This window comes from Streptomyces sp. Alt3 (genome assembly GCF_030719215.1).
GTDB classification, from domain to species: domain Bacteria; phylum Actinomycetota; class Actinomycetes; order Streptomycetales; family Streptomycetaceae; genus Streptomyces; species Streptomyces glycanivorans.
Map to the genome: position 1 here is coordinate 230,633 of NZ_CP120984.1, position 16,151 is coordinate 246,783.

Annotated in this window: 14 protein-coding genes; 11 read left to right on the forward strand and 3 right to left on the reverse strand. The window is 67.0% G+C overall.

Annotation, left to right across the window (positions count from 1 at the left end; genetic code table 11):
- Positions 1–197 precede the first annotated feature (197 nt).
- Positions 198–3,239, reverse strand: coding sequence for a hypothetical protein (locus P8A20_RS38270; RefSeq protein WP_306105427.1), 3,042 nt, complete (start codon positions 3,237–3,239; stop codon positions 198–200).
- A gap of 162 nt (positions 3,240–3,401) precedes the next feature.
- Here P8A20_RS38270 and P8A20_RS38275 point away from each other — a divergent pair, with 162 nt between their 5' ends.
- Entirely contained in the window at positions 3,402–3,524 is a 123-nt protein-coding gene (locus P8A20_RS38275; RefSeq protein WP_268208585.1) for a hypothetical protein, read from the forward strand.
- Positions 3,525–4,015: 491 nt separating this feature from the next.
- Here P8A20_RS38275 and P8A20_RS38280 read toward each other — a convergent pair whose 3' ends face one another.
- A complete protein-coding gene (locus tag P8A20_RS38280) occupies positions 4,016–4,315 on the reverse strand; it encodes a hypothetical protein (protein WP_306105428.1) in 300 nt (99 codons plus the stop codon).
- Here P8A20_RS38280 and P8A20_RS38285 point away from each other — a divergent pair.
- Positions 4,308–4,505, forward strand: coding sequence for a hypothetical protein (locus P8A20_RS38285; RefSeq protein WP_306105429.1), 198 nt, complete (start codon positions 4,308–4,310; stop codon positions 4,503–4,505). The two genes, P8A20_RS38280 and P8A20_RS38285, sit on opposite strands and share 8 nt — an antisense overlap.
- A 40-nt stretch (positions 4,506–4,545) precedes the next feature.
- On the forward strand, positions 4,546–5,085 hold the full coding sequence (locus tag P8A20_RS38290; protein WP_306105430.1) for a hypothetical protein: 540 nt from the start codon (positions 4,546–4,548) through the stop codon (positions 5,083–5,085).
- Between the two features lie 939 nt (positions 5,086–6,024).
- Here the strand turns inward: P8A20_RS38290 and P8A20_RS38295 are convergent.
- A complete protein-coding gene (locus tag P8A20_RS38295; protein ID WP_306105431.1) occupies positions 6,025–6,237 on the reverse strand; it encodes a hypothetical protein in 213 nt (70 codons plus the stop codon).
- A 384-nt stretch (positions 6,238–6,621) separates the two neighbouring features.
- On the opposite strand from P8A20_RS38295, the gene P8A20_RS38300 reads away from it, so the two are divergent.
- The 8 genes from P8A20_RS38300 to P8A20_RS38335 all read left to right on the forward strand — a co-directional run bounded on the left by P8A20_RS38300 (position 6,622) and on the right by P8A20_RS38335 (position 15,961).
- The gene (locus P8A20_RS38300) at positions 6,622–7,059 is read left to right on the forward strand and encodes an Imm1 family immunity protein (protein WP_306105432.1); all 438 of its coding nucleotides are present in this window, start codon (positions 6,622–6,624) and stop codon (positions 7,057–7,059) included.
- Between the two features lie 212 nt (positions 7,060–7,271).
- Positions 7,272–8,080, forward strand: a protein-coding gene (locus P8A20_RS38305; protein WP_306105433.1) for an IS5 family transposase whose coding sequence is annotated in 2 segments (ribosomal slippage) — positions 7,272–7,589 and positions 7,592–8,080 — 807 coding nt in all. Because the reading frame shifts where the segments join, the coding sequence is not laid out codon by codon here.
- Between the two features lie 64 nt (positions 8,081–8,144).
- Positions 8,145–9,257, forward strand: coding sequence for a bifunctional DNA primase/polymerase (locus P8A20_RS38310; protein ID WP_306105434.1), 1,113 nt, complete (start codon positions 8,145–8,147; stop codon positions 9,255–9,257).
- Complete coding sequence (locus P8A20_RS38315; protein WP_306105435.1) at positions 9,254–10,783, forward strand: DNA primase family protein; 1,530 nt, start codon at positions 9,254–9,256, stop codon at positions 10,781–10,783. Before P8A20_RS38310 ends, P8A20_RS38315 begins: the two co-directional genes overlap by 4 nt.
- On the forward strand, positions 10,780–11,181 hold the full coding sequence (locus P8A20_RS38320) for a DUF6009 family protein (protein WP_200695352.1): 402 nt from the start codon (positions 10,780–10,782) through the stop codon (positions 11,179–11,181). Before P8A20_RS38315 ends, P8A20_RS38320 begins: the two co-directional genes overlap by 4 nt.
- 318 nt (positions 11,182–11,499) lie before the next feature.
- The gene (locus tag P8A20_RS38325) at positions 11,500–12,180 is read left to right on the forward strand and encodes a hypothetical protein (RefSeq protein ID WP_306105436.1); all 681 of its coding nucleotides are present in this window, start codon (positions 11,500–11,502) and stop codon (positions 12,178–12,180) included.
- A 110-nt stretch (positions 12,181–12,290) separates the two neighbouring features.
- Complete coding sequence (locus P8A20_RS38330) at positions 12,291–13,289, forward strand: DUF6083 domain-containing protein (protein WP_306105437.1); 999 nt, start codon at positions 12,291–12,293, stop codon at positions 13,287–13,289.
- A gap of 290 nt (positions 13,290–13,579) precedes the next feature.
- Positions 13,580–15,961, forward strand: coding sequence for a UvrD-helicase domain-containing protein (locus tag P8A20_RS38335; protein WP_306105438.1), 2,382 nt, complete (start codon positions 13,580–13,582; stop codon positions 15,959–15,961).
- The last annotated feature ends 190 nt before the right edge of the window (positions 15,962–16,151 follow it).

Genomic DNA, 16,151 nt, shown 5'->3' on the forward strand with positions numbered 1-16,151 from the left:
GTGCCTGGTCATGGGGTTGGTTGCGGGCAGGCTCGCTGCTATGAGGTGGCCAAGTGGCTGCTGTCTTCCGCCTGTCACGAGGTTGACCGGCTGTTGTGGGAGCGGCTAGTCACAAGTGCCCTGCACGGGTCCAGGGCATTGTCCCTGCGCTGGCCTACCGCAGGGACCTCAGCTCAATAGGGTGTGCCACGAGAAGGTCACTCCAAGTCCTCCCATGTCCACGATGCTGCGGCACTTCCCTCTGGCTCCCGGCCGAAGCGGAACCGTCCCGGACCTTCGCAGAACTCCCTGAACTGATCAAAGCACCCTGCCGCAGGGAGCCGACCAACCAGCACGCCAAGCTGTTCCTCCGCCCCGATCTCCCGCAGCCTGTCCAGCAGGTCGGTCACTGCGGCTGGGTGCCCGAGGGTTACGTGCATGGCAGGGTTTTGGGCCAGTAGAGCGTCGAACTGCTCTACCGCCCCGGAATCCCGCAGCATGTACAGCAGGTCGGCCACCGCGTGCGGGTTGTCGAGGGTTACGTGCGTGGCGGGGTCTCGGGCCAGCAGCGCACCGAACTGTTCCTCCTCCCCGAGCTCCCGCAGCCGGAAAAGCAGGAAGGCCACCGCGTGCGGGTTGTCGAGGGTTACGTGCGTGGCGGGGTCTCGGGCCAGCAGCGCACCGAACTGCTCTCCAGCCCCGATCTCCCGCAGCCTGTCCAGCAGAATGGCCACCGCGTGCGGGTTGTCGAGGGTTACGTGCGTGGCGGGGTCTCGGGCCAGCAGCGCACCGAACTGCTCTACCGTCCCGGAATCCCGCAGCCTGTCCAGCAGAATGGCCACTCCAATTGGGTCGTCGAGGGCGACGTCTGCGGCGGCACGGGACGCCAGAGCCATGAACTGCTCTACCGCCCCGATCTGCCGCAGCCTGTCCAGCAGAATGGCCACTCCAATTGGGTCGTCGAGGGCGACGTCTGCGGCGGCACGGGGCGCCAGAGCCATGAACTGCTCTACCGCCCCGATCTCCTGCAGCCTGTACAGCAGGTTGCCCACTTCGGCTGGGTCGTCGAGGGGGATGTGCGTGGCGAGGTCTCGAGCCAGCAGCGCACCGAGCTGCTCTTCCGCCCCGATCCCCCGCAGCGATAGCAGCAGGTCGATCACTGTGTACGGGTTGTCGAGGGCGACGTGTGCGGCGGCACGAGACGCCAAAGCACCAAGCTGCTCTTCCGCCCCGATTTCCTGCAGCTCACTAAATAGAATGCCCACGGGCTGATGGTCGTTGAGGGCGACGTGCGCAGCGGGATCTTGGGCAAGCAGCGCATCAATCTGCTCCTCCGCCCCGACTGCCCGCAGCTCGTGCAGCAGACTAGCCAACGCGAGCGGGTTGTCAATGACGACGTGCGTTGCAGGACCTTGGGCCAGCAGCGCACCGATCTGCTCTTCCGCCCCGACCTCCTGCAGCTCGGCCAGCAGGCCGGCCACCGCGGCTGGGTTGTCGAGGGTTACGTGCGTGGCGGGGTCTCGGGCCAGCAGCGCACCGAGCTGCTCTTCCGCCCCGATCTCCCGCAGCGCATTCAGCAGACTGCTCACCCCGTCTGGGTCGTCGAGGGCAGCGTGGGTGCTGGCCCATTCGGCGGGACGGGGGTCCTTGGGGTGCAGAGTGCGAAGGTGGTGGATGAGTTGGCTGGCGGCGTAAGGGTTGCCGTTGCCGTGGGTGGTGGCGTGTTTGTGGAGTTGGGTCGAGTCGCGGTAAAGGCCTCGGTCCCACGCGGCGTTGCCGAGGGTGTAGAGGTCGGCGGGGTGGGCGTGGCTGGCGGCTGTGGTCCAGAAGTCGATGGGCGGGATCTGGTCGGCGCGGTGGCGGCGGCCGTACTGGTCGAGGTAGTCGGCCAGCTGGTACTGCGGCCCGTACGTGTCCCGGGCATGCCGCCCGGCCGGCTCGACTCCGCCGGCCGGGCGGCGCTTTCGCTGGTTGCGTGGCGTGGTGGTTTCGACGGGGGTGAGGATGCCGGGGATGCCGGTGCAGTCCTGGGTGACGTAATCGATGGCCTGGGCGAGCCAGTCCCTATCGGTGGCGTTCCATTCGGTCTCGGTGAGGTAACCGGGCGCCGCCTCGACAAGCCAGGCCAGGGGGATGTGCGGGCCGGCACCGAGACGACGGGCGTCCATGGCCGCGTGGACCAGAGCCCGGGTGACGCCCCGAGCCGCGTGATAGCGGTTCATCAGGGCGAGCACGCCGGCCAGGTACTGTGCGACCTGGCGGTCCTGCGCGCGTTCGGCCGCCTCCCTGAGCCGTGGATCAGCCCCGGCCGTCGCGGCCAGCGTCACCAGGTCGTCCGGCGTGAACGTCTCCGGCACATCGATCCTGTGCCCGCCCAGCAGCTCCCTGGCCTGTGTGTGCCGGTCCGGGTCGGTGCGTGTGGTGAGCGTCTGCCATTCCCCGGGCCACAGGGTCGCCATCACCAGCACCGGGCCCCGCGCCGGATCGCGCAGCAGCTCCCGCAGACCCGCGGCCACCTGCTCACCCAGCGGCTCCGGAGCAAGGTAGAACTGGGCCTCGTTCAGCCAGATCACCGTGTGCGGGGCCACGTCGGCCAGTTCGGCCAGGACCGCATCCGGTCGGGTGGGGGCGAGTGGATGCCAGAGCCGCCAGGGCTCCGGCAGGCTCCGCACCGCTTCCCATAGAGCGCGGGTCTTGCCTGTCGACGAATCCCCGACCAGAGCGACGAGGCCGCTGCGTCCAGCCTCAGCGGCCTCAACCACCGACTGCACCTGCCGGTCGAACTCACGAGGGACATAAGCCGGCAGCACTCCGAGCCGGCCGCGGGCACCGTCGACATCGAGGGCCGGGTGGACCTCCAGATCGGTCAGGACAAGGTCGTCCTCGAACTCGCCGACAGGCCGCCCCACCCCCGTAGCCATCCGTGCCTCGACCCACAGTCCGCGCACCCGCGCAGTCATGTCCTGCCCGTCCCACCGGGCAAGGCGGGCCAGCACCGCAGCGATGGAGACGATGTCGGCCTGGCTGGGCGGTAGGGACGGGTCGCTGATGCAGCGCCGGACGGTGTCCCGGCTCGGCGATCCCACCAGGTCGCCCTTGCGGATGGCCTCGGCTATCTCGTCCAAGCTCGGTGTCCCCGCCGCGAGGTACACCTTGTACACCAGATCCTTGAGCTCCCGCAGCGGCCGGGGCCAGCCGACCCGCGCCCTCGCCAGCACACGCGGCCGCCGGGCCGGACCGCCTTCCTTGTCGCGACTCATCGCACCATCCTGCCCCGACCCTGGCCCCGAGTCGGCCTGAACAGCCGATACACCGAGCCCACCTGATGCCACGTCGCAACCGGGAGATGATCTTCAACCCGCCTCGATCGTGGTCATCGAGCCGGGCGACCGCCCACTCGCTACACATTCAGTGGAGGTCCCATGTCCCGAACACCCATGACACGCCCCGAGCGTCTGGCCCTGGCCTGCGCCGCCCTCACCGGAACCGTCTCTGGCGCTGTCCGCGCTATCACCGCCTGGCTCCTCAACCAGATCACCCCGTAGCCCCTTGCAAGGCCGCAGAGCTCCAGGGCCGGGCCTCTCGTGCTGTGCACGGAACGCCCGGCCCCGGCAGCGATGTAACACACGCCCGTCCAAGGCCGCAGATCCCCTCTCCACCGATTTCCGCGACTGGACCGCGACCGCGGGGCAAAAGACGCGCCAGATGGCAACCCCGTGGGCCGTCAGGTGCCTGCCCCAGGCTGCTCTCCGGGGGTGGAGTGGGGCTGTGGGTTCTGTGGCGGGGAGTTCTGTCAATTAGCCTGCACGCAGGGCTGCAGCAGGGCTGTGGTGTTGGGACTGAGGGGGAAGGTGCATGCCGAGGCCAGATGAGCCAGGCACCGGCTGCGGCCCGAGACATGGATGCCGCGGCAGCCGACAGGGTCCTCCGGCGTGGAGCCGTCACCGCAATGCGGCCATTCGGGAGGAGTCAGAGACGGGCTTGCAGACGTCATGCCTTTTATGGACGACAGAAGCAGCCGATCAGTTGCTCTACGTCACACCTCGAAGAGTGCGCCACTGGTCGCGCGGCGGGCGGCTGCGCCGATGCGCCTGGACGGGCCGAAGGTGGCCAGTCCCCGGGCCGCGGGGACGTATGTGGTGGGGATGCCGATGTGGATGTGGGCGACCTCGTCCCCTTCGACGTTCGGGCCGGCGACCGCTACGGCCACGGCCGGCGGTGTCACCGTCACCGCCACCGCGAAGGTAACGAGGGTGCGGTGGGCGATGGGTGACGGCGCGACCGTCATCTGCCACGGGCCCGGCACCCCGTACAGGAAGTCGCAGGAGGTGACCACGTCGCCGGACTGCGGGCACCTGTACGAGCGTCCCTCCTACGAACAGCCGGGCGGACGGTTCAAGGGGACCGCGACCGCAGCCTGGACCGTCACCTGGACCGCGCCCGCCCTCAACGATGGCGGGACCTTCACCGAGACCAGGACCACGGAGTTCACTGCCGCCGTCCACGAGGTCCAGGTCGTCAACTGACCGCTGGCAGGCCGCTGACCTGCGGCAGTGAGTTTTCGCGGTGAGTTCGCACGGCTGTAGCAGCTATGACGGGGCCTCCAGGGACGGCTACCGGGACTACGCCCGCACCATCCCCGTCCTGGCCACCACCCTGACCCGCCTCCAGCAGCGCGGACCCCACGGCCCCGTCTGGTGGCGCTTCGGACACCCCGCCCCCGACACCATCGGACAGCCTGCCCTCGACACCCTGGGACAGCCCGCCTTCGAAAGCCTTGAGCACGCCCTCGCCAACCCCGACGACTACCGCCCCTACCACGCACGCGAAGAGCAACGCCGCCTCGAGCACCACGCTCAGGAGAAACGCGAGCGCCAGGAGGAGGAAGAGGCCGAGCGCCGGCAGAAGGCGGCGGCGTGGCCGTGCCCGACCTGCGGCCGCGAAGTCTTGCCCAACGACTGGGAGCCCCGGCCCACCGGCACTGACTGCAGCGACTGCACCCGCACCAGAAGACGCGAGCAGGCGGATACCGCGGCCCGGGCCGCCGAGGAGGAGGAAGGCCGGGAAGAGGCCAGGAGGAACGGCCTCTTCGGCTTCTTGAGGTGACCCTCAAAGACCGACACAACGGCCGCCGTGTGTGCGGGCCAACCGCGCGGCCATGCCGCGTTGGTAGCCCCCGGCCCGGCGCAGCTCTGCCAACGCGACCTTGACGGCCTTTAGTATTGGCGCGTCGGCTCTCAGTAGCAATGCAGACGACATCGGGAATTTAAAGGTTCCCAGAAGTGAGATTCCGAAAAACAGAATTATGACACCGCCAAGGATTGTTAGCATCCGAACCCGCCCCCCTCGTTTCCGTTACTACCTTTTCGCTGGCCCAGGTATAGGGGTTCTTACCTGCATTGACTTCGAGGCCTGCACCGAGCTCAGCCGAATACTTTTGCTGCCCTGGGGAGTTCTCTGTACCGATAGCCGTTCTTTGGCTTCGACGCCAACACCCCTGTTACAACCCATCACGGAAACTTTTGGAATGTGACAGGGAGAATCTTCGTGCGAGTCTCCGACTTCGTGAACGTCGGGGCGGCCACAGTGAACACGCTCAGGGCCGGTGGCATATTTGTTTTAATCATCGGAATTTTTTGGCTAGCGGATGGGGTGCGAGAAACCCTTTAAGCCCACGCATAGCCATCGCATCGTCCCCTGCGTGATCTTCTGTAGCGCGTTAACGCTCGATGCTTGGCATCCCCCTCAGCACCCTGCCGCGTTTCCCTTGACGCAGGCCCGGAGCCTCCCGGCGGCACCACATGGTGCCGCCCCGCTCCCAGGGAGCCCTGGATGCGGCGTGACACCGCCTGTGACAGCAGGTGCGACAACACCTGTTACAGCCGCCGCGCGCCGCTCCTCGCACAACCGCAGGTCAAACCCCATCCTTCCGGCGGTGCGTGCTCGGACTTCCCCTCTTCTACCTGGCCTGTCCCGCTGTCTGGCCGTCGCAGGGGCTCCGGACCCGCGACCAACCGGCGACCAGGTGGCGGCACTTCTGTGTTCCTACTCCGGCGGGACGGCCGGCCGCTGCGCCCCGTCGTGCGCGCCGAGCTCGGCGGCGTACGTGGTCCGTGCGTCGGCGACGGCCCGCTCCCACGTGCTCGCACCACCGCCGTGCGTGCGGGCCAACCGCGCGGCCAGGCCCCGCTCGTAGCCCCCGGCCCGACACAGCTCCGCAAGCGCGATCTCAACAGCCTGAGCGCGCTTCTGAGACACCGGACGCCCCGCCCCGCGCCCTCCACACTCGGCCCGCCGCAAGGGCTACGGATCAGCGGCCAGACCGGAGTACCTCTCTCAATTCCTGACGGACCCCAATCGCACGAAACGCCCCGAGGGACGCGAAGACCACGTCAGATACCGCCGACGGCGGCGACCGTGGGTTGCGACGCCTGACTGCGGCCCGTGGGCCGCTTCGTGAATCGAGGATCGGTCATGCTCCTGACCCTCTATCGGGCGCGCACGATTCCACCCTCTCCTCGCGCAACCCCAGTCGCGTATTGAGTGATCAGACTTCCATTTTCGGCAAAAGCAACTGACTGTACACCCATATAAGGAAGGGCGGATACACTTCCCATACGTACAGGAACGGATAGGCGGAAAGTGACGAAGATTCAAGTGCAGGCCTACTACAAGCAGCAACACGCAGATAACCCCGCGATGATTTACTCATCCGAGGATGTCGATGCGTTGATCGAATCTCTTGCCTTCGGAGAAGAATTCGAGAATATGGCCACGCTTCAGTGCCTGCAGCGCAAACTGCTTCCTTCAGGATTTCCCGACCATGAGTTTTTGGTTGGGGTGAACGGGAAGCGGCAGGTCGGAATCGTAAGTTTCATTGACGACAAGAACCACATCTCAATTGATTCCTCGAAATCTCAAGGTGGGGATGTCGTCTATCACATCGCGGGGAATCCAACGGAATTTCCTTCCATGGCAGAAATCCCACTCCCTCTAGTGCGTGAGGCGGTAAAGGAGTTTCTTCTTTCTGGAGGGATGCGTCCCGCGTGTGTCAAGTGGCAGGAAGCGCCGGGAATTTGACGCACCCCGGGATTGGATAATCGACTGGCGAGTGTCAGCATCCACTACCCTCGATCTTTCGTGACGGGCCACCGGGGAGTAGAACGAATAGTGGAGGATATTCAAGACTTTTGCAGGGAATCTCTTACAGGCCCTCAGAGCTCGTAACACGATCTTGTTGAAGTGTCCTGGTTGGGCGTTACCGGTGCGACGATTCGGCCGTTCGTGAGGGTGTGGGTACTCGACCGTGGATCGTGGACGATGAGTTGTGGGCGTTGATCGAGCCGTTGCTGCCGCCGTGGCCGGATCGGTCGCCGGGGCCGCGGCCGGTGTCGGACCGGCTCTGCCTGCAGGGCATTCTGTTCGTCCTCTACAACGACATAGCCTGGCAACTTCTGCCCTTGGAGCTGGGGTTCGGCTCGGGACAGACGTGCTGGCGGCGTCTGGACCGGTGGCAGAAGGCAGGAGTCTTCGACCGGCTGCACCGGGTCCCGCTCGCCGAGCTGAATGCGGCTGGTGAACTCGACTGGTCACGTGCGTGTGTGGAGGGTTCCCACATTCGCGCGAAAAAGGGGGCGCCGACACCGGTCCGTCGCCGGTCGACCGGCGGAAAACGGGCAGCAAACACCATCTGATCTGCGACGGACGCGGCACCCCGCTCAAGGTCATCACGACCGCGGCCAACGTCAACGACGTCACCCAGACCCTCGCCCTGGTCGACGGGATCCCTCCCGTCTCGGGCCGTCCAGGCCGCCCCCGCCGACGGCCCGACGCCCTGCTCGGTGACAAGGGCTACGACTCCAACGCACACCGCGACGAGCTCCGTCACCGGCGGATCCTGCCTGTCATCTCCCGCAAGGGATCACCCAATATCAAGGGCCGGGGCAAGCTCCGCTACGTGGTGGAGCAGACCTTCGCCCTGCTCCACCACTTCAAACGCCTCGCAGCCCGTTGGGAACGCCGCACCGAACTCCACGACGCCTTCGTCTCCCTCGCCTGCAGCCTCATCTGCTTCAGACGCCTCAAAAGGGTCAGATCATGATCGTGTTACGAGCTCTAAGGTGCGTTTGTTGTTCAGTCGCTTCGGTCGCTTTGAGGGGGTGTTGATGCCTGCTGACCTGCGCATTTACCCCAGCGACTCACGGGACGAAGGCTTCCTTCCTTCCGTCGCTGATGTGCCACTTGCTACGGCAAGGTGGTGCGCCCGCCAGGGCTGGCCGGTCCACCCCTTGGCCCCCGGCCGTAAGACCCCCGCGGCAAACTGTGAAATGTGCCGCCAACCCGGCCACTCCCGTGCAGAATGCGCCTGCCCGTCCGAGGGGCGCTGGTGCCACAGTTTCCACGCGGCGACGCTGGACCAGCGCCGAATCGACCGCTGGTGGGGCAAGAACCCGCAGTTCGGCACCGGCGTTGCCTGCGGCCCCGCAGGGCTGGTCGTCATCGACATCGACGCCCACGCCACGAAGTCTCCTGGCCGCGACAGGATCCTGCCGGGCATCCCCATCAGCGACCAGGTCAACCTTGCCGGCCTCACCAACGGCTTCCACACCATCGCCGTACTCGCAGCCCTGCGGGACATGCCCAGCCCGGCAGACGACGCCGGCACCCTGCGCGTGCGGACACCCTCCGGAGGGCTCCACGTCTGGTACCGGGTGGGGGACAGCCGCTCCTGGCAGTGCTCCAGCGGCTCCAGCCCAGGGCGTGCTCTGGCCTGGCAGGTAGATGTCCGGGCCAACGGCGGCTACATCGTCGCGCCGGGCACCACCACGGCCGCCGGGACCTACACTCCGCTTGGCTCTGTGCGCCGTCCTGCAGTCCTGCCTGACTGGCTGGCCCAGGAACTCGAACGCACCGGCCACCTACCTGCCTCGGACGTCCCTGCCCCCCGTGCCGTGCCCCCGCGAGCGCAGCAGGCCGTCATCGCCGCGGGCGGCGGCCGCAACCACACCCACAACACCCTCGCCTCAGTGCTCGCCCCGGTCGAAGCATGCGGCCAAGTCGCCGAGGGAGGAGGGTTCTCCGACGTCCTCAACCGCGCCGCCTACACCCTCGGCGGCCTCGTCGCCGCAAGCCGCCTCTCCCAGCAGGAAGCCGAGGACCTTCTCCTGCAGACCGCGGCCGCCGCCCGCCCCGGCCAGAACCACCGGGCTGAACAGATCATCCGCAGCGGCATGGCCGCCGGGCTCAAGCGCCCCCTGTACCCCGGGAGCGTCCGATGACATCACCCGGCAACGACAACATGCTCTTCCACTTCGACCCGCAACTCGTCGCCGCACAGATCCGCGAACAAGCCACCCTGCCGCTGCCGGCCCAAGCCCTCGCACCACCCGCGACTGCCAGCGCAGGGGAAGCGACCCAGCACGGGCTGCTGCCGGACACGCTCACCGACCGGGGCAACGCCAAACTGTTCGTCAAGCTCTACGCCAACGACTACCGTCATGTCCCCGGCATGGGCTGGTACAGGTGGGACACCACCCGCTGGCAGATCGACGAGGACGACACCGTCGTCTGGGCCGCTGGCGACCTCGCAGAAAGCATCGCTTCCAGCGACCCTCGCGGCCTCTACACCACCCAGGCCCTCCAGCAGCACCGCCGCCGAGCACTGTCCACCACCGGCATGAACGCCATGCTCACCCAGGCCAAATCAGCCCCGGGCATGGTCCTCAATGCCGCACGGCTCGACGCCGACGCCTACGCCCTGTGCACCCCCGACGGCATCGTCGACCTGCGCACCGGCCTGCTGAAGACCCCGGACCCCAACAAGGACTTCCACTCCCGCTCGACCTCCGTCGGGCCCCGACCCAGCCCGACTCCCCGCTGGAACCGCTTCCTCACCGACACCTTCGGCGACGACGCCGAAGGCACCGAGATGATCGAGTTCCTCCAACTCCTTCTCGGCTACTCCGTCACCGGCGACGTCGGAGGACAAGTCCTGCCCTTCCTCTTCGGCTCAGGAAAGAACGGCAAGTCAGTCCTCCTCGACGTCCTCATGAAGCTCCTCGGCGACTACGCCGACGCCGCCCCGCCCGGCTTCCTCATGGCACGACCCTACGAAGGACACCCCACCGACCTGGCCGAGCTCCACGGACGACGAGTCATCGTCTGCTCCGAGGTCAAGCACGGAGACAAGTTCGACGAAGCGAGGGTCAAGCTGCTGACCGGCGGTGACCGCATCAAGGCCCGCCGGATGCGCCAGGACTTCTTCAGCTTCCAGCCCACCCACAAACTCTGGCTCCTGGGCAACCACCGACCCGAGGTCGGCACCGGCGGATTCGCGTTCTGGCGCCGCATGCGCCTGATCCCCTTCACCCGGGTCGTCTCCGACGACCGCAAAATCGACAACCTCGCCGACATCCTCGTCACCGAAGAAGGCCCCGGCATCCTCGGCTGGCTCATTGACGGAGCCCGCCGCTACCTCGCCGGCGACAAAGACCTCACCGGACCCGAACGCGTACGCATCGCCACCACCGCCTACGCCGAAACCGAAGACCACACCGGCCGCTTCTTCGAAGAATGCTGCACCCTCGGCCCCGAACTACGGGCCGAGCAGACAGGCCTCTACACCGCCTACCGCACCTGGTGCCAGGAAGAAGGAGCCCCCGCCATGACCTCACGCGCCTTCGCCGCCCGAGCCCGCGAACTCGCCGGCCTGGCATCCCCCAAGGAAATGATCCTCTCCAACCAGCGCAAGTACTACCCAGGCATCGGACTGCTCCCCGAGCAGGAGAGGCAGGCGACCACATGAGCTCCCTGATCACCGAGGACGAGATCAGCCACGAGATCGAACTCGTCTGGCTCGAAGAGACCACCGACCTCGACTACGTCCGCCAAAGCCTGGACCGCCTGCCCACCCGCCGCGGCAAGCCCCCCTACCACCGCGATGGACGGATGATCGGGTATGCCCTGCTTAGCCCCCAAGCCAAAGCTTCCCGTTCTTCAGGCACCTTCCGCCGCCGCGTTTTCTGGCTCCTCCCTCACGACCGGGACACACAGCCCGAAGGGCTCTACGCCACCGGCGCTCCCGCGGAAGCCGTCGACCCCCGCACTCTCGGAGCCGGCGTCAAGGGGTACAAGACCGAGCGATCCGAAGGCGGCCCTCCCTCCACTGCCATGCAGGAACTCGGCATAACCCTCCCCCTCTGACCCCGAGTGATCACTGCGGCGGCCATTCACACCGGAGAAGGCCGCGACCGCTGTCACCCCAGTGCTGGCCGGCCTGGAGGTCTACGACCGGAAGATGGCCGAACTTGAGAACCTCATGGACTCTCTCTGATGCCCGATTGCCCACTCGGATTCAGACGGCAGCAGGGGAGAGTGCTGAGGGCTCGCTCCCAGTTGGCGATCTCTGAGTTGCGGTGTCCTAGACAGCTTCTGTCGGCGGAAGAACCTGGAGCCCGGTCGATCAGTTACTCCTGTGCCGCCAACGATTGAGCGGCCGCTGACTACTGCCAGGAGGCACAGGTGGCACCGGAGGAGTTCCTCGACGTAGCCGAGCAGCATGCCGAAGCCGGTCGGTTTTCTGCGGCAGTGGCCTACGCCAGCATTGCCACCGCCCGGGCTGCCGTGATGACGGCCGCCCGGCAGGCGGATCCGATCTATCCCGGGGACCACCAGCCTCTGCCGGCAGACTGGTGCGGAAAGTGTCACAGCCCTGGTAGGCGCCGCATCGACCAGAAGGACTGCCCGCGGTGCAACCCACAAATCCTTCGTGCCCGGCTGTGCCGTTACTGCGGCGTGTACCTCGAGAAGCGCTTGGACGCCCACGGCTCAGAGGAATCGTGGGCCTGGCGAGATGAACGCAACAGCCTTAACTGTCCCAAGGCGCCAGATCCGGCAGCGCCTTCTCCAGCTCCCGTGGGAGAGGAACACGACGTCAACCCCGACCATGTGTGGACCCTCTTCTTCCAGGAGTGGAAAGACCACCGCGCCCTCGCTGAGCCGGCTACCGCAGCCGAGCTCCTGGCGACCTCAGTGCTCATGCCGTATGTACCCCGAACCCGGTTCGGAGAGAGGCCGCACGCGGAACATCTGGAAGCGTGGCTCGCCGAGCGGGTGGCCAAACCTCACGGCCCGCTGCAACTGGCAGAGGAAGCAGCACCTGAGAGCCCGTCCGTACGGGCCTGGCGCCTGACCTCTCTCTGACCCCCGCCCGGCCAGCGCTCATGCCGCTCCCTCCTTGCCGTGTCCTGAGTCATCAGACCTCGTTGTCGTGATGCAGGCACCACGGCGAGCCGGGAGCGGGAGCGCACCCCATGTCCATGCACCTCCACCGCTCGAACCAGACGAAGATCCTTCGGCAGGCCGGGGCATCCCTCTGCAAGTACTGCGGTACACCCGTCGAGTGGTTCCAGCGCTACGACGCCCTGCGGATCCCGCTGACCAACGAGTTCCCCAGTCGCCGCGTGCCGACGAGTCTGCGCTGGCACATCAACCGCGGGGTGGCCTACCCGGGCACAGACGCCTCCAACGGTTACTGCCGGGTCCCTCACCCCGCCATTTGCCCCGCAGTCGACCATCCCGACCTCCCGCCCACCATCCAGGACCTCGTCCGCCGACTCGCAGTCCGGATGCGCACGGCGATCGAGCGGGGCGAGTTCGAACCCTTCGTCGAGCCGGACGATCCGGTGGCAGCGGAAGAGGTCGAAAGCCCCGGGCCAGAGAAGGTACGCCAGGTGCGCCATGTGGTCGGCTATCACAGCCTGCTGCGGATCGGCCCGTGCGCGATCGAGGATCTGCAATGCATTGCCAGGGACGAGCACACCGAGCACCGGTGTGAGGGCCGCGTCGCCGATCTGAGCGAAGGGCGCTGGGAACGGGTCGCCATCAACGAGGAGCAGGCCACCGGCCGCCTGGGCCAGATGGTCCTCAACCTCACCGGGGGCAGCATCTGGGTATGGCACCTGCCCGACTTCAATGTCTCCCTTCGCTGGTGGAACCAGCGCTGCCACGACCACTTCAACTCCCCCCAGCCAGACCACACCGAGAACGAATTCGTCCCCTTCCACCCGCTGCGTCACGATGCGTTCGTCCTGACCGAACGGCCCACCGGCTACGACCTGAACACCGAGGACGCCCTCCTCGTGATCCACGACGGGCCGGGCGAACGCACGAAATGCGCAGGCCCCTCGTGCACAAACACTTCGGTACTCTCACCGGAGGAGGGGTGGATGTGCTGGCAGTGCGAGAAGCTCCTGCGCCGCCGTCGTGCCGTTCACCAGCGTTGGGGGCAGGCGCCCGAGGAAGTTCCCTAAGCGGGGCAACGAAGCTTTCTGCAGTGGGTCCGTGCTCCGTTCAGACCGGTGTCGGCCAGGCGCTTCGGCGTGGCCACCGAGACCGCCCCGACCGCCGTGTCCGTGCGCCGGGGCCGGGGCCCGGCGACAGACCATATTTCGGCCATCTGTTTGCGTTTCCGAACAGTCATTCCCCATCTAGCTGCAGGTTGTCAGTGCCTTCGGCCATGCTGCGCCTGACCAGACTCTGCCCGGTCGGCCTGTGCTGGTTGGCGGAGTGAGCGGGTAGCAAACGCGCGAAGGGGACGAAAGTGAAGGCGACCGAGGAGCAGGCGGCAGCACGAGACGCCTTCACCGCCGGCCATGATCTCGCTCTGGTGGCCGGTGCGGGTACGGGGAAGACGTCGACGCTGGTGATGATGGGTGCCGCGTCACGCCGTCGCGGCATGTACATCGCGTTCAACAAGCCCATCGCGCTGGAGGCCAAGGCCCGGTTCGGGTCCAACGTTCACTGCAGCACCTCGCACGCACTGGCCTACCGTGCGGTGGGAAGCCGTTTCCAGGCCCGCCTGGAGGCCACACGGCACATGCCGCTGTGGCGCACGGCGCAGCTCCTCAACCTGGACCGGGACCTGGCCGTCGGCAGCCGCCGTTTGAAAGCCACGACCCTGGCCCACCTCGTGATGGAGATGGTCAAGCACTTCTGCTACTCCACCGACGAACAGGTCACCGCCCGCCACCTGGGCACGGTCCACGGGCTCGACGACGCGGGCCAGCAATACGTCGTCCAAGGACTGCTGCCCCGGGCACGGTGGGCCTGGGACGACATCTGCTCCCCGAACGGCACCCTGCCCTTCAAGCATGACCACTACCTGAAGATGTGGGCGCTCACCCGCCCCCGGCTGCGCGCCGACTACATCCTGCTGGACGAGGCACAGGACACCAACCCGGTCCTCGAAGAGATCTTCCTCGCGCAACAGGCCCAGCGCGTCTGCGTCGGAGACCCCTCCCAGCAGATCTACGAATGGCGTCACGCCAAGGACATCATGAGCAGTTTCCCTGGCACGAGGATGGAGCTCACCCAATCCTTCCGCTTCGGCCCGCCCATCGCAGATGTCGCCAACCACTGGCTCCGCGCGGCCACCTCGAGCATGCAGCTCACCGGTCACGCCGCGGAACCGTCCGAGCTGACCGAGGTGGACGTCCCCGACGCCGTTCTGTGCCGGGGCAACGCCGACGCCCTCGCGGAAGTCCTGCGCTTCCTGGACCGGAAGGTGCCCGTCGCCCTGGTCGGCGGCGGAAAGCCCCTGCTGAGCATCGCGAAGGCGGCCATCGACCTGCAGGCCGGCCGCCGCACCTCGCACCACGACCTCGCCCTCTTCTCCTCCTGGGGCGAAGTTCAGGAGTACGCCGAGCAGGACTCCGCCGCCGCCGACCTCAAAGCGATCGTCGACATCGTCGACACCTACGGCCCCCACCAGATCATCCGCACAGTCCAGCAGATGAGCGACGAGGAACAAGCCCGCGTCGTCGTCTCCACCGTCCACAAGGCCAAGGGCCGCGAATGGAACCGCGTCCGCATCGGCCCCGGCTTCACCCCGCCCGACGACACCAGCGCCGTGCACCCCGCCCTCGCACGCCTCGTCTACGTGGCCGTCACCCGGGCCCGCACACAACTCGACACCGCCGGCATCAAACGCCTGCAGACCCGCTTCACCACCGCGACAGCGCACACCACCCCCGAAGGCCTTCCACTGGCGCGCCTGCCCCTGACCGGACAGCTCAAATACCCGCGCTCCCCGATGTCCACGTTCCTGGCCCGCCACCTGCCCCACCCTGAACGCGTCATCGCCTCCTACCTCCAGCACATCCAAGGCCTCCCGCACCCCGTCCAGCCCCTGAACGAACGCCGCCCCGACTACGCCGCCCTCGGCCACACCATCGACTACCGGCTGCGCCTGGCCCTCGGCTCCGACCCGGGACCCGCCGCACAGGCCGGCGTCGACATCATCGGCAGCAACCATCCCATCGACGGAGCACCCAGCACCGCGGTACGCCAGAACCTCTACATGATCGGCAGCAGCATCCTGGGGCGCCTCCGCGCCCACCTGTCAGACGCCACCCGCCGCCTCGACGACGACGAACTGACCAGGCTCTGCTTCGTCACCAGCTTCTTCGAGGCGATCTACCGCAACGGCACCTTCCCCCGCAAACGCAACCTCCTCACCCTGGTCGACGAGCACACCACCATCAACGGCCTAACACGCGCCGTACCGGCCTACGTCCTCGAAGACATCGACGAGCAGATGAACCTCGCCGACAAGCCCTTCACACCCCTGCGCGACCTCCCCGCCCACCAACGCGTATGCGGACCGACGTTCACCGGCAGCACCGACGTCCACGCCGACGCCGACTTCATCACCGGCGGCTTCCTCATCGACTGCAAGGCCGTCACCCGACCCCACCGCCTGGGCAGAGAAGAGGTACAGCAGCTCGCCGGCTACCTCCTCCTCGACTACGACAACCAATACGACATCCACGACATCGGCTTCTACCTCGCCCGGCAAGGCACCCTGATCCGCTGGAGCGTCCCCGAATTCCTCACCACGCTGGGCGCCCGTACCACGCTCCCGCAGCTGCGCACGGCCCTACGTGAAGACCTGCGCTCCACCCGCTCCAGCAAGCGGAGCTGACCGGGTTCAAAGAGCTCAGCCTCACCTGGGCCGGCTGGGGCGCCTGCAGCGTGGCCATGGTCTGGGCCGCCACCCCCGGACCCACCCGGCATCGCCTGCGCTTTAACCGGCCTCGCCTGGGGCATCGCCTCGATCCTCGCCCTTCGAGGGGTCGGCACCCGGCGGGGTTAGCAGCTGGCCATGCATGCGG

Bases quoted from the DNA above. Each gene is read 5' to 3' on its own strand.
- P8A20_RS38320 (WP_200695352.1), top strand. From the start codon at position 10,780: ATGAGCTCCCTGATCACCGAGGACGAGATCAGCCACGAGATCGAACTC.
- P8A20_RS38315 (WP_306105435.1), top strand. From the start codon at position 9,254: ATGACATCACCCGGCAACGACAACATGCTCTTCCACTTCGACCCGCAA.
- P8A20_RS38275 (WP_268208585.1), top strand. From the start codon at position 3,402: ATGTCCCGAACACCCATGACACGCCCCGAGCGTCTGGCCCTGGCCTGC.
- P8A20_RS38310 (WP_306105434.1), top strand. From the start codon at position 8,145: ATGCCTGCTGACCTGCGCATTTACCCCAGCGACTCACGGGACGAAGGC.
- P8A20_RS38270 (WP_306105427.1), bottom strand. From the start codon at position 3,239: ATGAGTCGCGACAAGGAAGGCGGTCCGGCCCGGCGGCCGCGTGTGCTG.
- P8A20_RS38330 (WP_306105437.1), top strand. From the start codon at position 12,291: ATGTCCATGCACCTCCACCGCTCGAACCAGACGAAGATCCTTCGGCAG.